This is a genomic window from Acetobacter senegalensis, assembly GCF_001499615.1.
Taxonomy (GTDB): Bacteria; Pseudomonadota; Alphaproteobacteria; order Acetobacterales; family Acetobacteraceae; genus Acetobacter; species Acetobacter senegalensis.
Map to the genome: position 1 here is coordinate 2,516,973 of NZ_LN606600.1, position 18,171 is coordinate 2,535,143.

Genomic DNA, 18,171 nt, shown 5'->3' on the forward strand with positions numbered 1-18,171 from the left:
TATGCGCAGCATCGTGAGGCACATGAGCGGAAATTACTGGCAGACGGGAACAACGGTGACGGCATACGCGAGTATGTCGGACTTGCCACGCGCACATGTCCGGTTTTGGAAATCTTTATCGCGCCTTGTATGTCGAGGATGAAGGCGGCTACAGGCTGTCTGCTGCCATTCATTGAGCAGACAGGCAGATCGGGAGGGGGTACGCGGACAGTCCGCTGTCAGGTGAGTTGGGCAAAAAAAGCGGACGTTTCGCGAAAATCCGATTGGTTCAGAAACTGTTACTAGGCTGGATGAGGATTGAACCGTCGGGCTGAATAAAATGGATGCGACGAAAACGATACATATCCCATCCTGCCATCAAGCCGGTGCCCTCTCCTTTTGCTCCGACTATTATCATACCAACCGGACAATAGTGATGAGTCATATTGCGTTCATAATGCACAATTACCGGACCACCGCTGCAACCACTAAGATTGGCCCCGACATCTGGTAAGCGTTCATCAATTATAACTCGACTATCTCGGTTCGAGTCATAGGTCGCAATAATTTCGCGCTGGGTTATATCTTGCACATAGGTAAGTGATACAAATCCGGCAAACACAGCGTTGGTTGGCAGTGACGGTATTGCACATTCTTCCGGAAAGCCGCCAAAGCTGATAGGGGCGCTCTCAAGAGGCTTTGGGGGCGGCCAGTTCGCGCCACGACAATCCAGCGCCTGCGCTTCACTTTCAGCCAATTCATTTTCGGTGACCGAAAATGTTGCAATATCGAGATCTGTATTCCGGTCAATAATCTTGTTCAGAAGATCGAAACGAACAGTCCTGAGCAGGCATGTGTTGCTTACGTTTTCTTCTCTATCTGCCTCAAATACCTCAACAACATGATTCGCAGTCACGCCAATTAACCCGCAATCAAAGCGTAAGATAAAACACGATCCTCCTGATAGCAGTTTTGGCCAGGATTTTTTGTCATTATATCGAATTAGAGGACGTGCAATTTTCAACGTAAGATTACTGATTGCTTGATGCAGAGCACGTTCTTCCGATGTTGCAATGTAAGGAACACTCATTATCTTAATCTTACTATCTCAATTTATATCTGCGTAACGCAAAGTTGGCCTGCACACACGACTTTGCATCACATGCGGGTTTCTTGGTATTTGTATCATACACGACCGCGTAATTCCTGTGGACACAAGGATTAATTTTGGTTCCCCAAAATCAACCTTGTAATAAAGTCCGTTTTCAGGCGAACAACCTTAACGGCTGTATAGCCGGCATGGAGGCATAAGCTGCCATGACATCTCGCTCTCCGGGACAGCGCCAAGGCTCTTAGGTCGTGGGGCGAATACTGCACCAATCCGCGAAATTATGGCTCCGCCTCCGTTATACTGTCTAAAGTGCGCCGAAACGGCTCCAGCCGGTCCGCGAGATAAAGACGGTGCATCCGCCGCAATTCGTCAGGCGCACCTGGCATCGTGGGCGCGTCCTTCGAGAGCATACCGCGCAACACTTTCATAGTGTTCAGAACGACCGCAGAAATGTCTTTCGCCAGCATCTCACCCAACCCTGGTGCACAGACACGCAACGCAGCCGCAATTCCAGCTATCGCATGTCCTCGTGCACGTTCGCGAATCTCCATCCTGTCGGTCCGGGCCTCCATCAGCGCGGACAGGGATTTCACGCGAGGATAAAGCGTGACAAGCAACTCGATCAGGACGTCCGCCAATGCTTCGGGCGACAGCGTGGCGGCACGTTTGGCGAGTGCCGCGTATTCGTCTTCCAGAACGGCGATATGCCGCTGCACCAAAGCGTCCGCGACCGCCTCCTTGTTTGGAAAGAAACGATAGAGTGAGCCGATCTTCGCCCCGGCGCGCGCGGCGATCTCCGCCATGGTCGTGGCCTCGTACCCTCGTTCCGCCATGAGATCAGACGCGGCCTCCAGCAATTCCTCAACGCGCTGACGCCCAGCCGCACGCAGCGGCTGAAGAGACGTTCTTTTACCCCTTGACGAATTTGAGTCCATCCTCAAATAATTCTCCTGCTTGAGTGTCTACTCAACTTACTAACGTTACCGCGTGTTCCGGACAATGGTTCGGGATGGCGGTTCTAACGCCGACAGGGATGTTTCTCCATGATTTCGCTTCAAGCCACCAAGACGGCTCTTGTCCTGATCGATCTCCAGAAGGGCATTACGGGGCTTCCCCTGGCTCCGACACCGGGTGCTTTGATTGTTGAGCGATCGAAAGAACTCACGGCGCGTTTCCGAACTGCCGGCGCTCCGGTCATTCTGGTCAACGTCGCGTTCGCGCTGGACTTTGCGGACGCGGTGCATACGGTCGTCGATCGCTCCTTTTCGCCGCCAGGCGGTTTTGCACCCGACTGGATGGAACTGGTCGACGGGCTTGCCGAACCAACCGATCTGCGCATCACGAAACGGCAGTGGGGTGCCTTCTACGGCACGGATCTTGACCTCCAACTGCGGCGACGCGGGATCACGACCATCGTGGTCGGTGGAATCGCCACCAATCTGGGTGTGGAATCTACCGCCAGAGCGGCGCATGAGCACGGATATAACGTCGTGCTCGTCGAGGATGTCATGTCCACATTCACCGAAGAGATGCAGCGCTTTGCCTGCGAAGAGATTTTTCCCCGTCTTGGCCGGGTGACGACGAGCGACGCGATCGCGCTGGATGCGTAAACGCATGGCTCATGTCTGCGCGTCTCACGGTTTCCCGCGAGATCATTCATGAACGCCAGAACGTCGTTGCCAGCCTTAGACCCGGATCAACTGCCTCCGGGCACCTGGAAAATCGTGAGCGTCGCGGCGGTCGGATCTTTCATGGCGCAACTGGACGCCACGATCGTCAATGTGTCGCTACCAGATCTCGTCGCGACCCTGCACGCTCCGTTTTCACACATTCAATGGGTGGTCAGCGGCTATCTGCTGGCGCTCGCCCTGACGTTGCCACTGAATGGATGGCTCGTAAGCCGCCTCGGGGGGCGAGCGGTCTATTTATGGTGCTTCGGTGCCTTCACGCTGACATCAGGCCTGTGCGCACTAGCGTGGTCTGCGCCGTCCCTGATCGTATTCCGTCTGCTGCAAGGCATGGCGGGCGGACTGCTCGCCCCTATGGCTCAGATGACGGTAGCTCGTGTGGCGGGCCGACAGATGCCGAGGGTCGCGAGCGCGATGACGGCACCTGTTCTGCTCGCGCCGCTTCTTGGACCCGTCGTCGCCGGTGCCATTCTCTCCATCGCGTCCTGGCGATGGATCTTTCTTCTCAATGTGCCGGTCGGGCTTGCGGCTTTTGCCCTTGCCGTTCTGTTTCTCCCTGACGATCGGCATGACGAGCGCCCCCGTCCACTTGACCTGACAGGGCTAGGATTTCTCGCGCCCGCTCTCGTCTCGTTTCTTTACGGCATGGATCATGTCGCCCGGCCTTATGGACAGGCGACCTTAGGCGCCTCCCTCGTGCTGTTCGTCCTGTATGTCCGATCCGCGCGACGCAAGGGTGATGACGCGCTGATCGACCTGCGCCTGCTGCGTGCGCCTGCCTTTTCGGTGTCGGCGATCATCATGTTTCTGACGAACGGGGTATCGTTCGCTGGTCAGATGCTTCTACCCATATGGCTGATCCACTCCTGCGGTGTCTCGCCCGAGCGGACGGGCCTGTTCATGGCACCCCTGGGTCTGGGGATGATGTGCGTCTATCCGCTCATTGGGCGTCTGAGTGACCGGTTTGACGCGCGCGATCTGACCGGTTGCGGGGCTCTTATCTCGTTGGTCGGAACAGTGATTTTGGTGGTGCTTGCCTATAGCGGTCTGAACGTTGCCCTGCTGAGCATAGCATTGTTGCTGCGTGGCGGCGGCGGGGGTGCCGTCGGCATTCCGGCGATGAGCGCGGGATACGCTTCGATCGCCCGCGCGGATATTCCGATGGCGACAACTGCGCTGAACATCATGCAAAGGATCGGAGGGCCGACATTGATTACAGCGTGCGCCACATTCCTTGGGTGGCGGCTTGCGACAGTCGCTCCGTCTCATGTCGTGTCAGAGGCTTATGCCGAAACATTTGGATTGCTCGCGTTATTTCATGGTACTCTGTTGCTCGCCACGCGCTTCATCAGGCCTTCGGAAAAGAAACGCCAGTTCGGATCGAACTGAATCTGGCGGGCATTGATACTCGCCTGAGAAAATAAAAATCACCCAGGCAAGATGGGCCTGCATCGTCCGCTTTGCGGTCATTCGTTTGTGTTTCGGATTGTCCGACATGTAGGCGAAATTGTCGATACCAGGACATTCCCTTTAACTCGTATGGATCGAAAAAACATTCACTTGATTTGAATAAGATCCGCAACAATCTCAATTCACACAGACACCCCTGAGACGATACTTCTCACCCTAAACTTCTTGTCCCCAGCCAGCGGACTTTCTCCGGATCGCGGTGATCGAAGAAACTGCTGGCTTTCTGGTCAAGCGTGGCAATTGCCTCAACATCAGCATCGTCCAACATAAAGTCGAAAATAGCGAAGTTTTCGGCCATACGTTCTTTGCGTACTGACTTGGGGATTGCGACAATTCCGCGCTGGTTCAACCAATGCAGCACAACCTGAGCGATGGTCTTGCCATGCTTCTGCGCAATTGACTGAAGCAGATCATTCGAGAACAGTCCGTTTCGTCCCTCTGCAAACGGTCCCCAGGCTTCCGCCTGAACATCGTATTGCTTCAGGATTTTCAGCGCATCGTCCTGTTGATGAAAAGGATGGAGCTCAATCTGATTGATCGCTGGTGGGATTTCGTTGTGCAGCACGAAATCCACCAGTCGGTCAGGATAGAAGTTGCTGACGCCGATCGCGCGGATACGGCCCGCACGATACAGTTCTTCCATTGCGCGCCATGCCCCATAGACGTCCCCGTATGGTTGATGGATCAACCAGAGATCGAGATAGTCCGTCTGAAGTTTGTTCAACGAGCGCTCAAAAGCAGCCTTGGCTCCCTCATAGCTAGCATCTTCAATCCAAAGTTTGGTAGTGACGAATAAATCGCTACGGTCGATCCCGTGGTTGCGAATCGCATGACCGACTGCTTCCTCGTTGCCATAGGACGTTGCTGTATCGAGAAGCCGATAACCGACATCAATGGCGTCCCGAACACTGCGTTCACACTCGGCAGGGTCAGGAACCTGAAATACGCCGAAGCCAAGAGAGGGCATGTGGATCCCATTGTTCAGCATCACGGCAGGAGTGGTGATTGTCATAACTATTCTCTCCGCGGTCGTGGCTCAGCGATTGATCAGGTTCTGATATGAAGCAGGATAACGAGCCCCTTGAAGCGGGATGTCATTGAGGGACCGTTCAATGCGGGCCAGATCATCCTGCGTCAGAATGACATCAGCCCCTCCCAGATTTTCTTCTAGGCGGTGAAGTTTGGTTGTACCGGGGATGGGAACAATCCAGGGCTTCTGAGCCAAAAGCCACGCCAAGGCGATCTGCGCAGGCGTGCAGGATTTTTCAGATGCGATGGCTTTGACAAGATCAACAAGAGCCTGGTTCGCGGCCAGTGCCTCAGCCTGGAAACGAGGAACGGTGCTGCGGAAATCATCCTTGGGAAACACGGTTTTCGGGTCGAGTTTTCCAGTCAGAAATCCTTTGCCAAGAGGCGCAAATGGCACGAAGCCGATACCCAGTTCCTCAAGAAGCGGCAGGATTTCCAGTTCAGGTTCGCGCCAGAACATCGAATATTCACTCTGGAGAGCGGCAACCGGCTGTACGGCGTGTGCACGACGGATTGAATCCGTCCCGGCTTCAGACATGCCAAAATGCTTGACCTTGCCTGCTGCGATAAGGTCTTTCACCGTTCCGGCAACATCTTCGACCGGCACGTTTGGATCGACGCGATGTTGGTAAAAGAGATCAATTCTGTCAGTCCGCAGGCGCTTCAGGGCTTCATCTGCAACCTGTCGAATACGCTCCGGCCGACTATCCAATCCCTGTGCTGGCACGCCGTTTACAAAACCAAACTTGGTGGCAATCACGACCTGATCACGAACCGGCTCTAGCGCCTCCCCAACTACTTCTTCATTAATGCCAGGTCCATAAGCTTCGGCAGTATCGAAGAAAGTGACCCCACGTTCATATGCTGCGCGGATCAGGGCAATAGCATCCTTGCGATCGGTGGCAGGGCCATAGCCATAGCTCAGGCCCATGCAGCCGAACCCAAGCGCTGATACTTCCAGACCACTCTGGCCTAACAGACGTTTCTGCATGTTTCTTGATCCCGCGTGTTTTATCCTTGGGCGTCTGCCAAGGCTCTGAACACGCCAATCATAAGCCCAGACTTATAAATCGATTAGACAAGGTAAATTTCTTGGGTCTATGACTTTTAGTCATGAAACCTGTGAGAAGGCCTGAGCATAATGCGGCGTGAAGAGCTTGGAAGTCTGGCTATGTTCATGGCAGTTGCTGATGAAGGCAGTTTTACCAAGGCCGCAGGCAAGCTTGGCATTTCACAATCTGCGCTCAGTCATTCTCTTCGGCGGCTCGAAGCCAGATTGGGCCTCCGGCTCCTTACACGTACAACCAGGAGTGTCGCACCTACATTGGCTGGTGAGCGCCTTATAGAAACACTACGTCCTGCCCTTGAGGAGATTGATCAGAAGCTTGCCGCTCTGACCGAGTTGCGGGACCGCCCGGCTGGTAACATTCGGATCACAGCAAGTGCTCATGCGGCGCGCGCAGTGCTCTGGCCAGCTATTGATCGTCTCACTGCCGAAAATCCTGACATCAATGTAGAAATCAATATCGAAGGAGGCCTCGTCGACATCGTGGCTGAACGATATGACGCCGGGATAAGGCTTGGAGAAAGACTGGAGCAGGACATGATTGCGATACCAATCAGCCCACGTCTTCGGATGGCTGCTGTGGTCTCCCCATCATATCTGAGCGGAAAGAGCATTCCGGAAACGCCGTACGATCTGGCGCAACATAACTGCATCAATCTGCGCTTGCCGACTGCTGGTGGATTATACGCTTGGGAGTTTGAGCGCGATGGCAAAGATATCCGGGTTAAAACACGAGGACAGCTTGTGTTCAATGATATCAATCTGATTATGGAAGCCGCCCTCACCGGGCACGGCATTGCTTTCATGCTTGAGGATCATGTCAAAGATCACCTTTCTTCCGGAAGCCTGGTGCGAATTCTTGAAGAGTGGTGCGAGCCATTCGACGGCTATTATCTATATTACCCAAGCAGGCGTCAGCCCTCGCCAGCATTTAGCCTTGTTCTGGATGCTTTGCGTTACAAGGGATGAATAAGCTTTGTCAGAGACGACAGTCCCACGTTCCGTCTGTCGCGCTTCGCGTAACAATGTCCGCTTTCGGGCAACCACTATAAACGCTCAAATGACCGAGATGTAGGCGATTGCCGTCAGTCTGCTGTTGTCATGCCGAAGAGTAAGGGAGGATGAGAATGGAAAGGTGTGTTTCAGGCGCGGTGTGAGAAACGATCCCATGCGGTAATTTCACGGGTGAGTAGAGCGACCTCACGAAGATAGATTTCCGTTTTCAGGAAATGCAGTTCGTCTTCTTTTTGGGCTTGTGGCACTTCCGTAAACCACGCTTTGGGGCGACCATCGGTGCCGTCATTCCAGCGGTAGCCACGGGCCTTGAGTTTCTCTTTGAGATCAAAGGGCGCATTTTCTGCCCAGATCTGCCAGCGGGGTTGCCGCGCTTCCTGAAGCAGGGCGGAGAGGGCTAGGGTCTGTGTTTTAGGCAGACGTGTGGTGAGCAGGGTAACACCAGCCAGACAATCATCGGCGGCCCGGTGTCCATCAAAAAACCATCCGGCCTGCATGACGAGATAGCCAAGGCTGCGCCCTTCAAAGCCTTCTGCCTGCCAGGGCACATCTTCCATGGAGCAGGCCCAGGGCACTGTGGAAAACCCCTCCCAGAAGCGTTCGGCAAACAGCCTGTCAAATCTGGCATTATGGGCAACGATGAGGGCTGCCTGCGTCGCGAACTGGGCGACCTCTTCAGGGGCTATGGTTTTACCTGCAACCATCTCCTGTGTGATGCCGGTGAGGGCGGTTATTTCGGGAGGGATGGGGTGGGAAGGCTCTCTCAGACGATTGAAGGCTGGTAAGGTGCCGAGAATGCGGCCATCCAGCGTATAGACAAACGGCACCATCCCGAATTCGATGATTTCATGACAGGCCGGGTCGAGGCCGGTCGTTTCCAGATCCAGAAAAAGGCCTATACGGGTGTGATCACGTGGCCCCTGCGTCTCAAGCGGAAGGGGCGCGATACGACGTAAGACCCGGTAAGCGCCCGTGGCTTCCAAGGTGCGTGCTTGGGCTTCCAAAGGCGCGTGTTTCACAGAAGTTCTCCCTTACAGTCTGGTATGATAGACAGGAGGTAATCTCCCCTTTTTTAGTGGGGTTCTGACTGAGAATTTAGACAGTTGCTTTTAGTTTCTGGGCGGGTGTGAACCCGCCGTTCCCCATGTTGGGTCTGTCATGGTTATATGTCCAGAGCCATTGTGTTGCGACTTCCTGCACGTCCTGAATGCTTTCAAATAGATGCTGCTCCAGCCATTCCTGCCGGACAGTCCTGTTGTAGCGTTCGATATAGGCGTTCTGCTGCGGATTGCCCGGTTGCGTATAGATCAGGGTAATCCCCTTCTTTTCGGCCCATGAAACCACCGTATGACTGACATATTCAGGGCCATTGTCCATTCGGATAGCCTCGGGCCTGCCGCGCCACTCCATAACCTGTTCCAGACAGCGAACAACCCGGCAGGCGGGTAAGGAAAAATCAACCTCAATCGCCAGTCCTTCACGATTGAAGTCATCCAGAATGTTCAGAAGCCGAAAAGCGCGTCCATCCAAAAGTCTGTCCGCCATGAAGTCCATGGACCAGACCGTGTTGGGAAGGGCCGGAACCGACAGCTTTTCAGGCTTTTCGCGAACCAGACGCTTGCGGGGTTTAATCCGCAGGTTGAGTTCCAGTTCCCGATAGATCCGATAAACCCGCTTATGATTCCAGAGCTGTCCCTGCACATTGCGCAGATACAGGAAACACAGACCAAATCCCCATCTCCTGTGAGCTTGGGTCAGTCCCACCAGAAGATCGGCAATCCTGTCGTTCTCCGCTGCCAGTCGTGGACGATAGCGAAAGCAGGTCTCGGATATCCCAAAAATCCGACAGGCCAGCGCAATGCTGACCCCGTGATGCGCCACAGCCTGTGCGGCCAGTTCCCGGCGCTGGGCTGGCCGCTTCATTTTTTTCCCAAAGCCTCCTTCAGGATATCCGTCTGCATGCTCAGATCCGCATACATCCGCTTCAGCCGACGGTTCTCCTCTTCCAGAGCCTTCATCTGACTGATCATTGACGCATCCATGCCGCCATATTTCGCGCGCCATCGGTAAAACGTGGCGTTGCTGATCCCGTGCTCCCGGCACAGGTCAGGAACAGAGACGCCGCCCTCAGCCTGGCGGATCACGCCCATAATCTGGGCGTCCGTAAAGCGATCACTCTTCATCAGAATCTCCTCATCCTCACGCTGAGAAAATTCTCATTCAAAAGCCACTCTTTTTATGGGGGGATTACCAGGAGACAGTCCGTTACAGGCTATGGCAGCATTAGAAGGGAAAAGTCTCATGCGAAAAGCCAGTTTTATCCTCGCGACAGCTCTTGGTCTTTTAGGGCCTGTTGGTTGTTTTGCCCAGTCATCGGGGGACTGGTTGCCACAATCAGGTGTGAAATCTCCCTATAGTCCTTTAGCGGTTCCCACGATGTTGAAACCGCTCCCGATGTCTTTGACCGAGTTATTGAACAAGGGCTTCAAGGTCATCAGCACGACGGACTATTCGGGGCAAGGGGTTCTTTTAACAATAGAAGGGCGTAAGCAGACGGTGTTGTGTGTGTTAACTGCACCTAATCCCCAGACAGATCAGAATGTGCCGACGTCACGCTGTTGGGCCTTGAATTAAGCGACCGATTTCCTGTCATACATTGATTGGAAAGAGGTGTTCGGTTGAGCGAAGGTGAATCTTTCTTTGGGTTGTGTCCTGGCTGTTATGGGTGGCTTCACGGCCTAACAGGTCATGAAGCCAAAGCTCTCGAATGTGACTTTCCTGATTTCTGAGCGTTGTTGAAACCAGATGGCGAAAGGAATGAAGGGTGACCTGCGTTGGCTTGTTCAGGTGCCGTTTATGTTGGGAAAAGGTCAGGTTAAAATTGGCTCCCGTACCCCGAAATTGGAGATAGGCACTTCAATGAAGAAAGAGAGGCCGGTGTTTCTGAATTCCGTAGAGACGTAAGCGGAAGTTATCTTCAGTGTACATTTTGGTGATCGTCAGAATATCTGATGCATCTGTATTGTAACCAGAGAGCGAACAGAACCTTCCGGATATGACAGGCTTGTTTTCTCGCGGGCAAAAGCGAGGAGTGCTGTTTTTTTAATGGTTCTCAGTTTGTCATGAAACCTGTTGCAAGACCAAGAAAACCATAGGCCCAAAGAAGATAGGTCATGAACAGTGCCATCATGACTGCGGTCCAATGCGCCATTTGTTTCTGACTGCGTTGTTCGGTCTTGCGGGGACGGCCTGGTCGACGTTTGACCGTGATGGGTTCTGGCGTAGCGGGTTGATAGCCAGTGGTCCGCTGGTCGATAAACGCATCCAGAGCGGCAATTGGAAAAGCCCTGTCCCGTTTGCCATAGGTTACGGAAGCTGGACCACGTCCTTCGCTGACCAGATTCCGTAATCGACCATGGCTAATGCCCAGATAGGTTGCGGCATCGCGATAGCGCAAAACTTTAGGCGTGACGGGTGATTGGGCCAAGGATGCAGGACTCCCCAAAAGATACAAGATTTCAGATTGTTTTTTTGGGGAGAAGAACGGTGTTGAACCGTGAAAACCTGATAGCACAGGATGAGAGATCAGAGAAAGAAAATTCTTTCTCTGATTTTTCATTTCATTTTCTGATGAAGCGACGGGGAACTGACGGGAGATGAAGAGACCTCAGTCTTTCCGCTGCTTCTCTTCTGACAGCATACCCAACACACGTTCAGCCTCCTCAATCTGACGACTGATGTCTTCAGGAGCGGGCTGGTAATAGCGATCCAGTGATTTCAGATCGCGATGACCAGTCACGCGTTTGAGGTCGAGCGGATTGGGCAGCAATTTTGCTAACCGGCTGGTTGCTTCATGTCTCAGGTCGTGAAAGGTCAGATCTTTCAGCCCGGCCTCTCGCACCATACGGCCATATCGAACACTGAACGCTGCTTCAGTCCCGACATCAAAGAGGAGTTGTGTTGGTTTGGGCTGATGAGGAAGTGTTGCAAGCTTCTCGATCAGGAGGCGGCGTGCGCCCGGTGTGAGGGGGCGTATCTCTGGCCCGTGCTCCTCCTGATGACGATGCGTCTTGGTCTTTCCGCTTTCGCCGCCCAGCTTCAGGGTGCGACGCTGAAGGTCAATGTCGCCCCAGCGAAGCTGGAGGGCTTCGCCCCGGCGTGTGCCCTGCTCGATCGACCATCGCACAAGCCAGACATCATCCGGGTGAGGGGAGGCGCTGACGGCTTCAATTAGGCGTTCAAATTCTCCAGGGAGGGAAGAGTCCCGATTTTCCTTGAGGCGTCGGTTCCGCTTTTTGTCAGCCCCCTCGGGTCGTTTTACAACGCGGCCAGACGCATGATTGACGATGGCGATATCCCATTCCGAGATGGCATGCTGAAGAATAGAGGCCAAAAGATTAAGGCGTTTCACCACAGTCGCGGCTGCATATCCGGCCGCTGTCATGTGTTCACGGAAGCCACGGACGTCTGCGGCTGAGAATTTCGATAACCGTACCGAAGAGAGGGCGGTGTCGCGCAGAATGGCTGGGATATGCCCGATCCTGTCGGCTTTCCGATCGGCCATGCACTCCTCGCGATACCGTTCAACCAGTGTGCCAATCGTCATCTTGTCGAGAGGGCGTGTATCTGTGAACTGGCCAAGCTCTGCTTTGGCGGCTGTTTCATTGAGCCAGCGTCGGGCCTGTGCCGCAGTAGAAAAAGTCTGCTGCACCCGGCGACCATCGACCACCTTACGGGTCATGTATTGTTTGGGGCCACGATAGCTCACACCGCGCGGTAAAGCCTTGCCTGTGGCGGGGTCCGTGCGCCCGCTCATGACATCACCTGCTGGCGTGTTGATATCTTCCACCATGAGAAGATACTACGACGTTCCTCGCGATGGTGCAAAAATGGTGCAAAAACTAATATTTTTTGGAAGAGTTTCGCCAAAAAAGCCAATGAAAACAATGGTGTCCCGTACGGGATTCGAACCCGTGTTGCCGCCGTGAAAGGGCGATAAGTAGTGGCTAAATGGCTGGGCTATTCCGTTTAAATTGTTGATAACAGGGAATTTAATATCACTGACTGTCACTGGATACAACTGGATATCACATCAGGGTGGGCCCATATTGGGCCCAAGTAGTTGCCGCCCTCTTTGGTTCTCTAACTCATATTTTGTAAATTGACGCTGCCTCATTTGAGGGGGAAAGAGCGTTTATCGTGATGCTGTGTCCCTTGAGGAATGACGCTTCCGGGATGCGTTCTGAATAAATTGATTAGAATTGCGGGTGGTCTCGGATCACTAGCATTCTCTCGCAGTGAGGTCATATTCATAAATGACTACAGTGGTTTCCTGCAGGTGGACATTCATGGCATGGATGTTGCAGGAGGGGAGAACAAGAGCCGCCCCTTTCCCCTGAGCGGGGCAGATGGCCCCGAAAATCCAGGCAGATCTTGTCCGCAGATCGGCTGTTACACGGGGGCGGGTACCACGCTTCGCCAGCGCCGTGTCAGCTTTGTTTTCTGGCCGATCCTCGCTTCGTCCGCCCACCACAGTTCGATATCTTTCCCGGAATGACGGGCCCTGATGGCAGCAAGGGCGTCAGGGAGGTTTTTTTTAAAATGCTCTGGACATCCGGGTTCTGATCATCCTGTCGGGGACGTGCCGTCAGCAGACGAAAACCCTCACTCCGAACAATCCTGCTCAACCAGGATACTGACAGGCTGACCCCCATGTTCTTCATGCAGCCACGCGCACAGATCATGCAATCGCCAGCGCACCATGAGCAGCAGGAATGGGACCTTCTTCAAACCGCTATGCCAGAGCCTCCATGACGGAAGGCGTGATGCGGCGGGCAGCACCCCCACCATGACGATCAATCAGACCCGCAGGTCCGTGCGCGTTAAAGCGCAGAACCCAGTCCCGAACGATCTGTCGGTCCGTTCCCTGCAAGACGGGCCGCTTCACCAAGCGTCGACCCGTCATAAATCACCGCGAGCGCCAGAAGGCGCCGGAACTGGGCCGCGTGTCTGCTTCGTCGGGCAAAACTACGCACCCTCGCAGCGTCATAATCCTCGCGAAGTGCAATAGCCTTGCCCATCAGGATACCTTCCTTCAATAATGGTATCCGGTGAATCACATTTCTACCCTTTTGGGTACCCCAATGAGTCACAGCCACAACAAATTAGTATCAGTGGAAAAAGTCCTCTGGCCCACGAGCGCAAGGCCGCTCAACAGATAACCATGGTCCGGAATTATACCGGGACACGTCCATGCGTGATCGTGGCAGCAGCCAAGCCTCCTCCAAAACTGCCAAATGGCGTTGTATTATTCCAGTGCATTTTATGAATGATGCATATTCATTTGATATACGGAATATTCCCGCTGTATCAATACAATACCATAAGAAATAATAGAAAGGTTTTTAAAATGACTGTGTCAAAGGCCTCTACCATTTCAGCCTCATTGACACCGCCAACAATGGAGCAACTTCTGGATGCAATTGCTGCCCGGCGTGCTGATTTCGAAATACTTTCTCATATTCCTCTGGACATCATCGCGTTAATGAAAGGTGTTGGCATATTCAGAGCCAGTACACCGAAACTGTTTGGTGGAAGCGCGCTGGAGCCAGCAAAATTCCTTCAGTTGGTAGAAAAAATCGCCACAGTAGATGGCTCTGCGGCATGGGTGGCGGGCTTTGGTTCTGCCAATACCTATCTGGCTGCGTTGCCGGTTGATACTCAGCGAAAAATATATGTAAACAGTCCGGATCAAATATTTTCAGGTGGTCTTTATCCTTTGCAGAAGGCTCATGCGGTGCCTGGTGGCTGGATGGTCAGTGGTAGATGGAAATTTGCCAGCGGTTGTATGGGCGCGGATTGGATTGGAGTAGGTCTTAAAGGGGACGCTGTAGATACAAATACTCTAATAAGTTCTCAGCCGATTATAGCTGTTTGTCCGGCAAATGAAGTTGAGATTATCCCGAATTGGAACGTCGTGGGTATGCAGGGTACCGGTAGTCACGACACACAGGTCATTGACAAATTTGTTAGCAATGAATGGACTTGTCTTCGCGGTGCCAAAGCGACTATTGATGAGCCTCTTTTTCGTTATCCTGTTCTGGCATATCAAGCCGAAGTACATGCGGCCTGTAGCCTTGGTCTGGCCCGTGCGGCGCTTGATGATGCGATCGCTTCGTCCAGAAGGTTCCGCACGGTGCCCGGTGTGTCTGGTTTAGGTGATCGGGCTTATTTTCGGAGTGCGTTAGCGCACGGGGAAGCTGAACTGCGGAGTGCCCGTCTTTTCTTTTATGATGCTTCACGAAATGCTTGGGAGACTGTTTTGAAGGGGGACCCAGTCAGTCAGCACCAGAGCAATCTTCTGCGCCTGAGCGCGGCGCATGCAGCGCATACCGGCGCCAGAGTGGTTCAGAATGTGTATCGTGTTGTCGGAATGTCTGCAATACATCGTGAAAACCGTCTCCAGCATATTGTACGTGACACAATGGTCGTAACTCAGCATGCGTCCTTAAACGACAGTATTTTTGAAGCTTCTGGCGCACTATTTTCAGGAACTTCACCTGATTTTTCTTATCCTTGAAAGGTATCCCTGAAGAGCAAGGCTATTGCACTTCGCGAGGATTATGACGCTGCGAGGGTGCGTAGTTTTGCCCGACGAAGCAGACACGCGGCCCAGTTCCGGCGCCTTCTGGCGCTCGCGGTGATTTATGACGGGTCGACGCTTGGTGAAGCGGCCCGTCTTGCAGGGAACGGACCGACAGATCGTTCGGGACTGGGTTCTGCGCTTTAACGCGCACGGACCTGCGGGTCTGATTGATCGTCATGGTGGGGGTGCTGCCCGCCGCATCACGCCTTCCGTCATGGAGGCTCTGGCATAGCGGTTTGAAGAAGGTCCCATTCCTGCTGCTCATGGTGCGCTGGCGATTGCATGATCTGTGCGCGTGGCTGCATGAAGAACATGGGGGTCAGCCTGTCAGTATCCTGGTTGAGCAGGATTGTTCGGAGTGAGGGTTTTCGTCTGCTGACGGCACGTCCCCGACAGGATGATCAGAACCCGGATGTCCAGAGCATTTTAAAAAAAACCTCCCTGACGCCCTTGCTGCCATCAGGGCCCGTCATTCCGGGAAAGATATCGAACTGTGGTGGGCGGACGAAGCGAGGATCGGCCAGAAAACAAAGCTGACACGGCGCTGGCGAAGCGTGGTACCCGCCCCCGTGTAACAGCCGATCTGCGGACAAGATCTGCCTGGATTTTCGGGGCCATCTGCCCCGCTCAGGGGAAAGGGGCGGCTCTTGTTCTCCCCTCCTGCAACATCCATGCCATGAATGTCCACCTGCAGGAAATCGCTCAGGTTGTTGCATCGCAAAGTCATGCTGTCCTCATCCTTGATCAGGCCGCATGGCATACCAGTCTGAAACTGACGGTTCCCGCGAACATCACCATTATGCCGCTGCGCTCTCCTGAACTTAATCCGGTTGAAAACGTCTAGGGCTAATCGACATTCAAGCGATCCAGATCATGGCTGCTGCGAGATAGATGAAGCCTGTGAAATGGATGGTTCTGCGATCGTAGCGCGTTGCGAAACGACGAAAATGTTTGAGGCGATTGAAGCATCGCTCTATACGGTTCCGGTCTTTGTAAAGAGCCTGGTCGTGCGGGATGAACGCCTTACGGTTCCGTTTTGACGGAATGACAGCCTCTGCGTTCATGACAGCAATCTTTTCACGGAACCCATTGCTGTCATAAGCCTTATCGGCGCGCAGTCTGGCCTTCGAGCAATGCAGATGCCTGGGTGGCGTCATGAACCTGACTGCCGGTGATAATGAACTGTAACGGTCGACCCAGGGCGTCGGCCAGCATGTCGATCTTGGTGGTTAATCCACCTCGGGAACGCCCCAGCGCCTGATTTTGCGCCCCCTTTTTCCGGTCGCCGCGTGCTGGTGGGCACGGACAATGGTGCTATCGATCATCAGGTACGCGTTGTCACGATCGGCGGTCAGCGCAGTGAATACCCGCTCCCACACGCCCGCATGGCACCAACGACTAAAGCGCCGGTGGACCGTCTTCCAGTTTCCATAGCGTTCAGGCAGGTCGCACCAGTGGGCGCCGGATCGCAATACCCATAAACATCCGTTTACGAACAAACGGTTATCCGATCCAGTCCGCCCAGGATCACTCGCTTTCCCAGGCAACAGAACCCTGATCTGCTCCCACTGCGCTGTGCTCAATTCGTATCGCTTGATCCCCATCGCACGCTCTCCCCATCAACACGGAGACCTATGAAGCAGCGATTAGCCTATTTGGGAATCCTGAATGTCGATTGGCCCTAGGCAGTTCATGCGTAACACATGGCTCTCAAACAGAATTTTCAAAACCTATAACGATATCATCGATATCTGCTGTCACGCACGGAACCATCTTATCGACCAGCCATGGAGAAGCATGTCTCTCGGATTACGGGACTGGACTCATAGGTTATAGCAAAGACAAACTGGTATAAGTGCGGTCCTGATCGCCTCGCGGCGAAACTCTTCTGTCTGCTTCAATCCCATGGTCTCATGCCTTTCCTGTTGAATGCTGTAAACGCTCACTCAACCGGCACAAAACCGTTACAAGTGGAGGGTTCGAAAAACCCTCTGGTATTGAGGTCTGCTCTGTGATTCCATTTTCCTTGCGTTGATTGGAGTATGGATCATGAAGCAGGCGGGATTTTTTGACGTTGAAGAGCGGCTTGCCCGGCTGAGCGGGCTTGGTGATCAGCTCGAAGCATTTTCCCGGACTGTGGATTTTGAAGTCTTCCGCCCTGACCTGGAGAAGGTTCTGGCGTATTCTGACGGAAGCAAAGGCGGACGACCGCCATTTGATCCGGTGCTGATGTTCAAAATTCTGGTGATCCAGACGCTCAACAATTTGTCTGATGAGCGGACGGAATATCTGATCAACGATCGCCTCTCCTTTATGCGTTTCCTTGGGCTGGGACTTTCAGATCGGGTGCCGGATGCCAAAACGGTCTGGCTGTTTCGCGAGCGTCTGACCCAGGCGGGTGCGATCGATGGGCTGTTCAACCGCTTTGATGCGACCCTGCGCAACGCCGGGTATTTGCCGATGTCCGGCCAGATCCTGGATGCCACACTGGTAGCGGCTCCAAAGCAGCGGAACACCAACGCAGAGAAAGCCGATCTTCGGGAAGGACGTATTCCTGAAGACTGGCAGGACAAGCCGTCAAAGCTGTCGCACAAGGATCGTCATGCGCGCTGGACGCTAAAGTTCACCAAAGCGAAGCTGCAGGATGATGGAACCATGCCATCCAGTGATCTCGCCATCCCGTTCTTTGGCTATAAATCGCATGTTTCCATCGATCGGAAATACCGGTTCATCCGGAAATGGAAAACAACGCATGCCGCCGCCAGTGATGGCGCGAGATTGAGAGAGGGGCTGCTGGATAAAACCAATACGGCCTCAAGTGTCTGGGCTGACACGGCCTATCGCTCAAAAGCCAACGAAGACTTCATGGAAAAGCAGGGATTTGTTTCCAAGGTTCATCGCAAAAAGCCGCATCTCAAGCCTATGCCCCGGCATATCCAGAAATCAAATGCTGGAAAGTCGGTCATCCGCTCGCGTGTCGAGCATGTCTTTGCCGATCAGAAGTCACAGACGGGGCTGTTTGTCCGGACTGTCGGTATCAGTCGAGCCACCATGAGGATCGGCCTGGCCAATATCGTCTACAACATGCGCCGCTTCCTCTTCCTGCAGCGGATCAGCACCACAGCGTAGCTATCAAGCGGATAACAGCGCCCAATCTGCTCAAAACGCA

Annotated in this window: 13 protein-coding genes and 4 pseudogenes; 7 read left to right on the forward strand and 10 right to left on the reverse strand. The window is 53.7% G+C overall.

Going from position 1 to position 18,171, the window contains the following annotated elements; genetic code table 11:
* Positions 1-268 precede the first annotated feature (268 nt).
* Together ASN_RS11765 and ASN_RS11770 are read right to left on the reverse strand one after the other, a co-directional pair.
* Positions 269-1,069 carry a hypothetical protein gene (locus ASN_RS11765; RefSeq protein ID WP_058988286.1) on the reverse strand — a complete coding sequence of 267 codons (801 nt, stop codon included), beginning with the start codon at positions 1,067-1,069 and terminating at the stop codon, positions 269-271.
* Between the two features lie 299 nt (positions 1,070-1,368).
* Positions 1,369-2,025, reverse strand: coding sequence for a TetR/AcrR family transcriptional regulator (locus tag ASN_RS11770; protein WP_042061684.1), 657 nt, complete (start codon positions 2,023-2,025; stop codon positions 1,369-1,371).
* 108 nt (positions 2,026-2,133) lie between these two features.
* Here ASN_RS11770 and ASN_RS11775 point away from each other — a divergent pair, with 108 nt between their 5' ends.
* Both ASN_RS11775 and ASN_RS11780 read left to right on the forward strand, forming a co-directional pair.
* A complete protein-coding gene (locus tag ASN_RS11775; RefSeq protein ID WP_042061681.1) occupies positions 2,134-2,700 on the forward strand; it encodes a hydrolase in 567 nt (188 codons plus the stop codon).
* A gap of 48 nt (positions 2,701-2,748) precedes the next feature.
* Positions 2,749-4,167, forward strand: coding sequence for a DHA2 family efflux MFS transporter permease subunit (locus tag ASN_RS11780; RefSeq protein WP_058988287.1), 1,419 nt, complete (start codon positions 2,749-2,751; stop codon positions 4,165-4,167).
* A 232-nt stretch (positions 4,168-4,399) separates the two neighbouring features.
* Here ASN_RS11780 and ASN_RS11785 read toward each other — a convergent pair whose 3' ends face one another.
* Both ASN_RS11785 and ASN_RS11790 read right to left on the reverse strand, forming a co-directional pair.
* Positions 4,400-5,260, reverse strand: a complete 861-nt coding sequence (locus tag ASN_RS11785; protein WP_058988288.1) for an aldo/keto reductase — start codon at positions 5,258-5,260, stop codon at positions 4,400-4,402.
* A gap of 24 nt (positions 5,261-5,284) precedes the next feature.
* Positions 5,285-6,268, reverse strand: a complete 984-nt coding sequence (locus ASN_RS11790; RefSeq protein WP_058988289.1) for an aldo/keto reductase — start codon at positions 6,266-6,268, stop codon at positions 5,285-5,287.
* A 150-nt stretch (positions 6,269-6,418) separates the two neighbouring features.
* Here ASN_RS11790 and ASN_RS11795 point away from each other — a divergent pair, with 150 nt between their 5' ends.
* Complete coding sequence (locus ASN_RS11795) at positions 6,419-7,312, forward strand: LysR family transcriptional regulator (protein ID WP_058988290.1); 894 nt, start codon at positions 6,419-6,421, stop codon at positions 7,310-7,312.
* 173 nt (positions 7,313-7,485) lie between these two features.
* Here the strand turns inward: ASN_RS11795 and ASN_RS11800 are convergent, their stop codons facing one another.
* The 5 genes and pseudogenes from ASN_RS11800 to ASN_RS20235 all read right to left on the reverse strand — a co-directional run.
* A complete protein-coding gene (locus ASN_RS11800; RefSeq protein WP_058988291.1) occupies positions 7,486-8,376 on the reverse strand; it encodes a 3'-5' exonuclease in 891 nt (296 codons plus the stop codon).
* Between the two features lie 76 nt (positions 8,377-8,452).
* Positions 8,453-9,540, reverse strand: a protein-coding gene (locus ASN_RS11805) for an IS3 family transposase (protein WP_099048307.1) whose coding sequence is annotated in 2 segments (ribosomal slippage) — positions 8,453-9,288 and positions 9,288-9,540 — 1,089 coding nt in all. Because the reading frame shifts where the segments join, the coding sequence is not laid out codon by codon here.
* Positions 9,541-10,469: 929 nt separating this feature from the next.
* Positions 10,470-10,844, reverse strand: coding sequence for a helix-turn-helix transcriptional regulator (locus ASN_RS11820; RefSeq protein ID WP_157765172.1), 375 nt, complete (start codon positions 10,842-10,844; stop codon positions 10,470-10,472).
* 180 nt (positions 10,845-11,024) lie between these two features.
* Positions 11,025-12,173, reverse strand: coding sequence for a tyrosine-type recombinase/integrase (locus ASN_RS11825; protein WP_058989303.1), 1,149 nt, complete (start codon positions 12,171-12,173; stop codon positions 11,025-11,027).
* A 498-nt stretch (positions 12,174-12,671) separates the two neighbouring features.
* A pseudogene (locus ASN_RS20235) lies at positions 12,672-13,437 on the reverse strand (IS630 family transposase); the annotation flags it as partial.
* A gap of 248 nt (positions 13,438-13,685) precedes the next feature.
* On the opposite strand from ASN_RS20235, the gene ASN_RS11840 reads away from it, so the two are divergent.
* Together ASN_RS11840 and ASN_RS11845 are read left to right on the forward strand one after the other, a co-directional pair.
* Positions 13,686-14,936 carry an acyl-CoA dehydrogenase family protein gene (locus tag ASN_RS11840; RefSeq protein WP_197603284.1) on the forward strand — a complete coding sequence of 417 codons (1,251 nt, stop codon included), beginning with the start codon at positions 13,686-13,688 and terminating at the stop codon, positions 14,934-14,936.
* A gap of 9 nt (positions 14,937-14,945) precedes the next feature.
* Positions 14,946-15,843: pseudogene (locus ASN_RS11845) on the forward strand (IS630 family transposase); the annotation flags it as partial.
* A 16-nt stretch (positions 15,844-15,859) separates the two neighbouring features.
* On the opposite strand, the pseudogene ASN_RS18920 reads toward ASN_RS11845, so the two are convergent.
* A pseudogene (locus ASN_RS18920) lies at positions 15,860-16,606 on the reverse strand (IS5 family transposase).
* Positions 16,607-16,688: 82 nt separating this feature from the next.
* On the opposite strand from ASN_RS18920, the pseudogene ASN_RS19700 reads away from it, so the two are divergent.
* Both ASN_RS19700 and ASN_RS11865 read left to right on the forward strand, forming a co-directional pair.
* A pseudogene (locus ASN_RS19700) lies at positions 16,689-16,838 on the forward strand (IS630 family transposase); the annotation flags it as partial.
* A gap of 213 nt (positions 16,839-17,051) precedes the next feature.
* On the forward strand, positions 17,052-18,131 hold the full coding sequence (locus ASN_RS11865) for an IS5 family transposase (RefSeq protein WP_058988266.1): 1,080 nt from the start codon (positions 17,052-17,054) through the stop codon (positions 18,129-18,131).
* Positions 18,132-18,171: the final 40 nt, after the last annotated feature.